The organism is Citrobacter sp. (genome assembly GCF_050252275.1).
Classification (GTDB): domain Bacteria; phylum Pseudomonadota; class Gammaproteobacteria; order Enterobacterales; family Enterobacteriaceae; genus Citrobacter_A; species Citrobacter_A amalonaticus.
This window is the reverse complement of record NZ_JBFWLF010000262.1, coordinates 1-6,501: the sequence shown is the minus strand read 5'-3', so window position 1 is coordinate 6,501 and position 6,501 is coordinate 1. Positions and strand designations below refer to the sequence as shown.

General features: G+C 56.0%; 7 protein-coding genes and 2 pseudogenes. 4 read left to right on the top strand and 5 right to left on the bottom strand.

Annotation, left to right across the window (positions count from 1 at the left end; all coding sequences use genetic code 11):
• A pseudogene (gene dgt / locus AB7E14_RS18715) lies at positions 1 to 276 on the bottom strand (dGTPase); the annotation flags it as partial.
• Between the two features lie 82 nt (positions 277 to 358).
• Between dgt and mtnN the strand changes: the two are divergent.
• Genes mtnN through AB7E14_RS18700 form a run of 3 tightly spaced genes read left to right on the top strand, consistent with a single transcriptional unit; the run spans position 359 to position 2,510 of the window.
• On the top strand, positions 359 to 1,057 hold the full coding sequence (gene mtnN / locus AB7E14_RS18710; RefSeq protein WP_316962710.1) for a 5'-methylthioadenosine/S-adenosylhomocysteine nucleosidase: 699 nt from the start codon (positions 359 to 361) through the stop codon (positions 1,055 to 1,057).
• Entirely contained in the window at positions 1,050 to 1,850 is an 801-nt protein-coding gene (gene btuF, locus AB7E14_RS18705; protein WP_316962709.1) for a vitamin B12 ABC transporter substrate-binding protein BtuF, read from the top strand. Before mtnN ends, btuF begins: the two co-directional genes overlap by 8 nt.
• 36 nt (positions 1,851 to 1,886) lie before the next feature.
• Positions 1,887 to 2,510 (top strand): TRIC cation channel family protein, encoded by a 624-nt coding sequence (locus tag AB7E14_RS18700; RefSeq protein WP_058587661.1) that lies wholly within the window; start codon positions 1,887 to 1,889, stop codon positions 2,508 to 2,510.
• 66 nt (positions 2,511 to 2,576) lie between these two features.
• On the opposite strand, the gene erpA is transcribed toward AB7E14_RS18700, so the two are convergent.
• The 3 genes and pseudogenes from erpA to clcA all read right to left on the bottom strand — a co-directional run bounded on the left by erpA (position 2,577) and on the right by clcA (position 4,424).
• Positions 2,577 to 2,921: an iron-sulfur cluster insertion protein ErpA gene (gene erpA, locus AB7E14_RS18695; protein ID WP_042997877.1), complete on the bottom strand. Its 345-nt coding sequence runs from the start codon at positions 2,919 to 2,921 to the stop codon at positions 2,577 to 2,579.
• Positions 2,918 to 2,971 (bottom strand): annotated as a pseudogene (gene yadW, locus AB7E14_RS18690) (small protein YadW); the annotation flags it as partial. The pseudogene yadW and the gene erpA, both read right to left, overlap by 4 nt.
• Positions 2,972 to 3,002: 31 nt before the next feature.
• Entirely contained in the window at positions 3,003 to 4,424 is a 1,422-nt protein-coding gene (gene clcA, locus AB7E14_RS18685) for a H(+)/Cl(-) exchange transporter ClcA (protein WP_042997878.1), read from the bottom strand.
• A gap of 168 nt (positions 4,425 to 4,592) precedes the next feature.
• Between clcA and hemL the strand changes: the two genes are divergently transcribed.
• Entirely contained in the window at positions 4,593 to 5,873 is a 1,281-nt protein-coding gene (gene hemL, locus AB7E14_RS18680) for a glutamate-1-semialdehyde 2,1-aminomutase (protein WP_316962707.1), read from the top strand.
• 111 nt (positions 5,874 to 5,984) lie between these two features.
• On the opposite strand, the gene AB7E14_RS18675 is transcribed toward hemL, so the two are convergent.
• Positions 5,985 to 6,501, bottom strand: a 517-nt coding sequence (locus AB7E14_RS18675) for an iron chelate uptake ABC transporter family permease subunit (RefSeq protein WP_428169784.1), incomplete at its 5' end; no start/stop codon positions are given.

Below are 6,501 nucleotides of genomic sequence, written 5' to 3'. Positions count from 1 at the left end.
TTTTTGTACTTTGAGGCGGCTTAAAATCTCTTTGGCGATATAACGCCCCACCTGCTGAACTTCCATCGAATGGGTAAGGCGCGTACGCACGGCGGCATTACGATCAAGGGGAAACACCTGGGTTTTCTGCTGCAGGCGACGGATCGCCGGAGAGTTAATAATGCGTCCACGGTCGCTTTCAAAAATGCGCAGGATCTCATGCTCGGTTTTGACCCCTTGCGGTGAACGAAAACGACGGTGCCAGTTTATTTTTTTCCGGAAATCAATCTGTGACATGTCCTCTCCCGCGTGAGAATGCACTTCGCCTTAAGCGCATGATAGACTATGCCTTTAAATCTCACCTGGCGCGAGTAAATCTATGAAAATCGGCATCATTGGTGCAATGGAAGAAGAGGTTACGCTGCTGCGTGACAAAATCGAAAACCGTCAAACTCTCACCCTGGGCGGTTGTGAAATTTACACCGGTCAGCTTAACGGAATCGACGTTGCGCTGCTGAAATCCGGTATTGGTAAAGTGGCGGCGGCGCTGGGCGCAACGCTGCTGCTCGAACGCTGCAAGCCGGACGTCATTATTAACACCGGTTCCGCAGGCGGCCTCGCTCCAACCTTGAAAGTGGGCGACATTGTGGTCTCTGATGAAGCGCGCTATCACGACGCTGACGTCACCGCATTTGGTTATGAGTTCGGCCAACTGCCGGGCTGCCCGGCCGGTTTTAAAGCCGATGAAAAACTGATTACCGCAGCGGAATCCTGCATCGCTGAGCTGAACCTGAACGCGGTACGCGGCTTGATTGTCAGCGGCGATGCCTTTATTAACGGCTCCGTGGGGCTGGCGAAAATCCGTCACAACTTCCCGCAGGCCATTGCCGTTGAGATGGAAGCCACCGCGATTGCGCACGTTTGCCATAACTTCAAGGTACCGTTTGTGGTGGTCCGCGCGATCTCAGACGTTGCCGATCAGCAGTCCCATCTCAGCTTTGATGAATTCCTGGCCGTTGCCGCGAAGCAATCCACGCTGATGGTTGAATCGCTGGTACAGAAACTGGCGCATGGCTAAATCCTTCTCCAGGGCGCTTGTCGCCCTGCTGTTAGCCCTCCCGGTGTGGCTGCATGCCGCACCGCGCGTGATTTCACTCTCTCCCGCCAACACGGAACTCGCCTTTGCCGCCGGGATCACCCCCGTTGGCGTCAGCAGCTATTCAGACTATCCGCCACAGGCGCAACGTATCGAGCAGATCTCGACCTGGCAAGGCATGAATCTGGAAAGGATTGTGGCGCTGAAGCCGGATCTGGTCCTCGCCTGGCGCGGCGGTAATGCCGAACGACAGGTCAATCAACTCTCCTCGCTGGGCATCAAGGTCATGTGGATCGATGCCGTCACCATCGAACAGATTGCCGACACGTTGCAGAAGCTGGCCGACTTTAGCCCGCATCCCGAAATGGCAAAGCACGCCGCGCAAACCTTGCTGGACGACTATTCGCAGCTAAAATCTCAGTATGCAGGCAAAGCGAAAAAACGCGTGTTTTTGCAGTTTGGTATCAATCCGCCCTTTACCAGCGGAAAAGGATCGATTCAAAACGAGGTTATTGAGCTCTGCGGGGGAGAAAACATCTTTGCCGGCAGTCGGGTTCCCTGGCCGCAGGTCAGTCGTGAACAGGTGCTGGTGCGCGCGCCGCAAGCGATCGTTGTCGCCGGCGATGCAGGTGAAATTCTCAAAATTAAGCAATACTGGGGTGATCAACTACAAATTCCGGTAATTCCTCTCAACAGTGACTGGTTTGAACGCGCAAGCCCGCGTATTATCCTCGCCGCAAAACAACTCTGTAATGCGCTTTCCCTGGTGAATTAGCGCCTGCCCCAACAGGTGTGTTGTGAGGATTTGATCATGCTCGTCTATTGGCTGGATATTGTAGGCACAGCAGTATTTGCTATCTCTGGCGTGTTACTGGCCGGGAAACTGCGTATGGACCCGTTTGGCGTGCTGGTATTGGGCGTCGTTACCGCCGTGGGCGGCGGGACGATCCGTGATATGGCATTAGATAACGGTCCCGTTTTCTGGGTTAAAGACCCAACCGATCTGGTGGTGGCGATGGTCACCAGCATGTTGACGATCCTGCTGGTGCGTCAGCCCAGACGCTTGCCTAAATGGATGCTGCCGGTGCTAGACGCCGTCGGCCTGGCGGTGTTTGTCGGGATCGGCGTCAACAAAGCATTTATAGCAGGGACGGGGCCGCTGGTGGCTATCTGTATGGGTGTCATCACCGGCGTGGGCGGCGGTATTATTCGCGATGTGCTGGCGCGAGAAATCCCGATGATCCTGCGTACGGAAATCTACGCAACGGCCTGTATTATCGGCGGGATTGTCCACGCAACCGCGTATTACACCTTCGCGATGCCGCTGGAAGCCGCCAGTATGATGGGGATGGTTGTGACGCTGGTCATTCGCCTCGCGGCGATCCGCTGGCATCTGAAGCTGCCAACATTTGCGTTAAATGAGAATAGCCGTTAAATCCAGGCCGGATAAGGCGCTTTGCCCGGTAGCGCCTGCGCTTACCGGGCGCATTACAGACAGCACTCAGATGCTGAAGGAAGAGCCACACCCGCAGGTGCTTTTCGCATTCGGGTTGGTAACTACAAAACGAGAACCTTCCAGACCTTCGGTGTAGTCAACGGAACCGCCGACCAGATACTGCAGGCTCATAGGGTCAACCACCAGGCCAACGCCCTGTTTCTCGATGGTCATATCGCCTTCGTTGACCTGGTCATCAAAGGTAAAACCATACTGGAAACCGCTGCAACCGCCACCGGTGATATAGACACGCAGTTTCAGGTTCGGGTTTTCTTCGTCAGCGATCAGGCTTTTTACTTTATTGGCTGCTGCTTCAGTAAATTGCAGTGGCAGCGCTACGTCATCACTCATATTTTTGCTCCAAACGACATCGGCAATTGGGCAAATTCTGACCCAATATTAACGCCATTATCTAATACCCTGGTATTTCATTCAAGTATTCTCGCCAGCGGTGGTCGTCTGACTTTTTGCCGCCTGCTCCGCTTCCTGCTTCGCCAGCGTGCGGGCAAGGATAGTGGAGTATAGCGGTTTTCCGCCCAGGAATTGTGCTAATAGTGTTGCGCCAAGACAGGTAATAATCATTGGCAAAATGAGCTGATAGTTATCGGTCATCTCCAGCACCAGTACAATCCCGGTCAACGGCGCGCGCACCGATGCCGCCAGCAACGCGCCCATTCCGGCAATGGCGAACGTTCCGGCCTCAAGCTGATAATGCGGAAAGCCTGCCGCTGCTGCCATACCAAATGCGGTGCCCAACAACGTACCCAGCGCCAGCATCGGCGCAAAGATCCCGCCGGGCGCACCGGAAGAGAAACAGAGCAACGTGGTGATCACTCGCGCGATAAAGATAAACAGCAACAGTCCGACGCTAAAATTGCCCGCCGCCGCAATAGGGATAAGGTTAAAACCGCCGCCAGCCGCCGCTGGTTCAATCAGCCCCAGAATGCCACACAGACCGCCAATCGCCCCGCCCATCAGCACCCATTTAGTGGTGTTTCCATGGTGAAAGCGCTGGAACATATCCTGAGTACGCAGCACCAGCTTATTGAAAACCGGTCCTACACAGCCAAAAATCATCCCGAGGATCAGATACAGCCACAGCGTATTGACCGGTGCGTTGGACAGTTTCCCCACTTCGATGATCGGCGATTCACCGTTGAAAATGCGGAAAACAATGCTCGACATGATCACGCCGGTAAAGACGGCTTTGATCGAGATAAGGTTATAGCGAAACTGCGGGCGCATCTCCTCGATGATAAACAGAATGCCCGCCAGCGGTGCGTTGAAGGCGGCAGAAAGCCCTGCCGCTGCCCCAGTTGCCAACAGCGTATGGCGCGCCTCGGCGCTACGCATGCGGAAGATATCCAGCACCATGCGGCCAATATTTCCGCCGATTTGTACCGTCGGCCCTTCGCGTCCCAGCACCATCCCTGCACCCAGCGTGCCCATCCCACCGATAAACTTCACCGGCAGCACACGCCACCAGCGGACGGGGCGAAGCTCTTCCAGCGCCCCTTCGATCTCCGGGATCCCCGACCCGCCAGCTTCCGGCGCAAATTTACGCACCAGAAAATAGCCGACCATCGCCAGTAATGCAGAGAGAATAAACGCCAGCGGCCAGAGCAGCATCGGATGGTCAGCCACATTCACTAGCGCACCGATACGCAGGTTTTGCACCCAGCTCACCGCTTTTTCGAACGCCACGCCTGCCAGACCGGTAAGCGTCCCCACCACTGCCGCCATCATTAAGATCGCCAGCGGCGTTTTATCTCGCTCCAGCAGTCGACGGATTTGGTCCCTGCGCCGTAAGCGCACAATTTGCTGTGCTTCAAAAGAGGGAGTTTCTGTCTTCATCAGATGATCATTAATTGGTAATACAAATGCAGAGGCGGCATTGTACTCGCCTCTTACCCGAAAATCCCCTGCAAATCGTAATGTTTCAAATGCGCAAAACTTTCATAACCTTCTCTGAATAACTAGAATAGCGGGCATTCACTTTTTCTACGAACCAGGAACCCATCCATGAGTAAGTCTGAAAACCTCTACAGCGCAGCACGCGAGCTAATCCCCGGCGGCGTTAACTCCCCTGTTCGCGCCTTTACTGGCGTGGGTGGTACTCCGCTGTTTATCGAAAAAGCGGACGGCGCGTATCTGTATGATGTCGATGGCAAAGCCTATATCGATTACGTCGGCTCCTGGGGACCGATGGTGCTGGGACACAACCATCCGGCGATCCGCAACGCAGTGATCGAAGCGGCTGAGCGCGGCCTGAGCTTCGGCGCGCCGACCGAGATGGAAGTCAAAATGGCGGAGCTTGTGACCGAACTGGTACCGACGATGGACATGGTACGAATGGTCAACTCCGGTACCGAAGCGACCATGAGCGCCATTCGTCTGGCGCGTGGTTTCACTGGCCGCGATAAGATCATCAAATTTGAAGGCTGCTACCACGGCCACGCGGACTGTCTGCTGGTAAAAGCAGGCTCTGGCGCACTGACGCTGGGCCAGCCGAACTCTCCGGGCGTGCCGGCAGATTTTGCAAAGCATACCCTGACCTGTACTTATAACGATCTCAATTCCGTGCGTGCCGCGTTCGAGCAGTTCCCGCAGGAGATCGCCTGTATCATCGTTGAGCCAGTGGCAGGCAATATGAACTGCATCCCGCCGCTGCCGGAATTCCTGCCGGGTCTGCGCGCACTGTGCGATGAGTTCGGCACGCTGCTGATTATCGACGAAGTGATGACCGGCTTCCGCGTGGCGCTGGCTGGTGCACAGGATTACTACAGTGTGGTGCCGGATCTGACCTGTCTGGGCAAAATCATTGGCGGCGGTATGCCTGTAGGAGCGTTCGGCGGTCGTCGCGACGTGATGGACGCGCTGGCCCCGACCGGCCCGGTTTATCAGGCGGGCACCCTCTCCGGCAATCCCATTGCCATGGCGGCCGGTTTTGCCTGTCTGACCGAAGTGGCGCAGTCGGGCATTCACGAAACGCTGGATGAACTCACGACGCGCCTGGCGGAAGGTCTGCTGGAAGCGGCAGAGGAAACCGCGATCCCGCTGGTCGTTAACCACGTTGGCGGCATGTTCGGGATTTTCTTCACCGACGCGGAAACTGTCACCTGCTATCAGGACGTGATGGCCTGTGACGTGGAACGCTTCAAGCGCTTCTTCCACATGATGCTGGACGAGGGGATTTACCTTGCGCCATCCGCATTTGAAGCGGGCTTTATGTCCGTGGCGCACAGCATGGAAGACATCAACAATACTATCGACGCCGCGCGTCGGGTGTTTGCAAAGCTGTAACAGAGTACGTTTTAAACCGTAGGCCGGGTAAGGCGAAGCCGCCACCCGGCTTTTTTATTGCCGGATGGCGACGCGAAGCGTCTTATCTGGCCTACACGAAAAACATCCGAATCAACGACTCTGCTTACGTAACAGATAAATAAAGTACGGCGCACCGATAAACGTCGAGAGTATCCCCGCCGGGATCTGATACGGAAACAGCACCATCCGCCCGCACCAGTCGGCAAAGATGAGCAATAATCCTCCCGCCAGCGCCGACATCACAATATGCGGCATCGTTCGACGAAAACCTAACATCCGCGCGATATGCGGCGCCATCAGCCCGACAAAACTCAGTGGGCCGATTGTCATTGTGGCGGCAGCCGTCAGACTGGCTGCCAGCAGCAGCAGGCCAACCCGCGACGGTGTCAGCGCGATACCGACTGCACGGGCGGTATCACCGCCCAGCGGCAAAATCGTCAACCAGCGACGGCACAGTGGCGTGATCGCCAGCAGGATCGCCATCACCACCCCGGTATGCAGCACCTGCTGACCCGTCGCATTATAGGTCGAACCGGAGATCCAGGTCAGTACCCCGGCCATGCGCGGATCGCCGCTTGCCTGTAGCATCATCAGCAGCATGGTGAAG

Coding starts and splice junctions, on each gene's coding strand:
- mtnN (WP_316962710.1), top strand. CDS start 359: ATGAAAATCGGCATCATTGGTGCAATGGAAGAAGAGGTTACGCTGCTG.
- btuF (WP_316962709.1), top strand. CDS start 1,050: ATGGCTAAATCCTTCTCCAGGGCGCTTGTCGCCCTGCTGTTAGCCCTC.
- AB7E14_RS18700 (WP_058587661.1), top strand. CDS start 1,887: ATGCTCGTCTATTGGCTGGATATTGTAGGCACAGCAGTATTTGCTATC.
- erpA (WP_042997877.1), bottom strand. CDS start 2,921: ATGAGTGATGACGTAGCGCTGCCACTGCAATTTACTGAAGCAGCAGCC.
- clcA (WP_042997878.1), bottom strand. CDS start 4,424: ATGAAGACAGAAACTCCCTCTTTTGAAGCACAGCAAATTGTGCGCTTA.
- hemL (WP_316962707.1), top strand. CDS start 4,593: ATGAGTAAGTCTGAAAACCTCTACAGCGCAGCACGCGAGCTAATCCCC.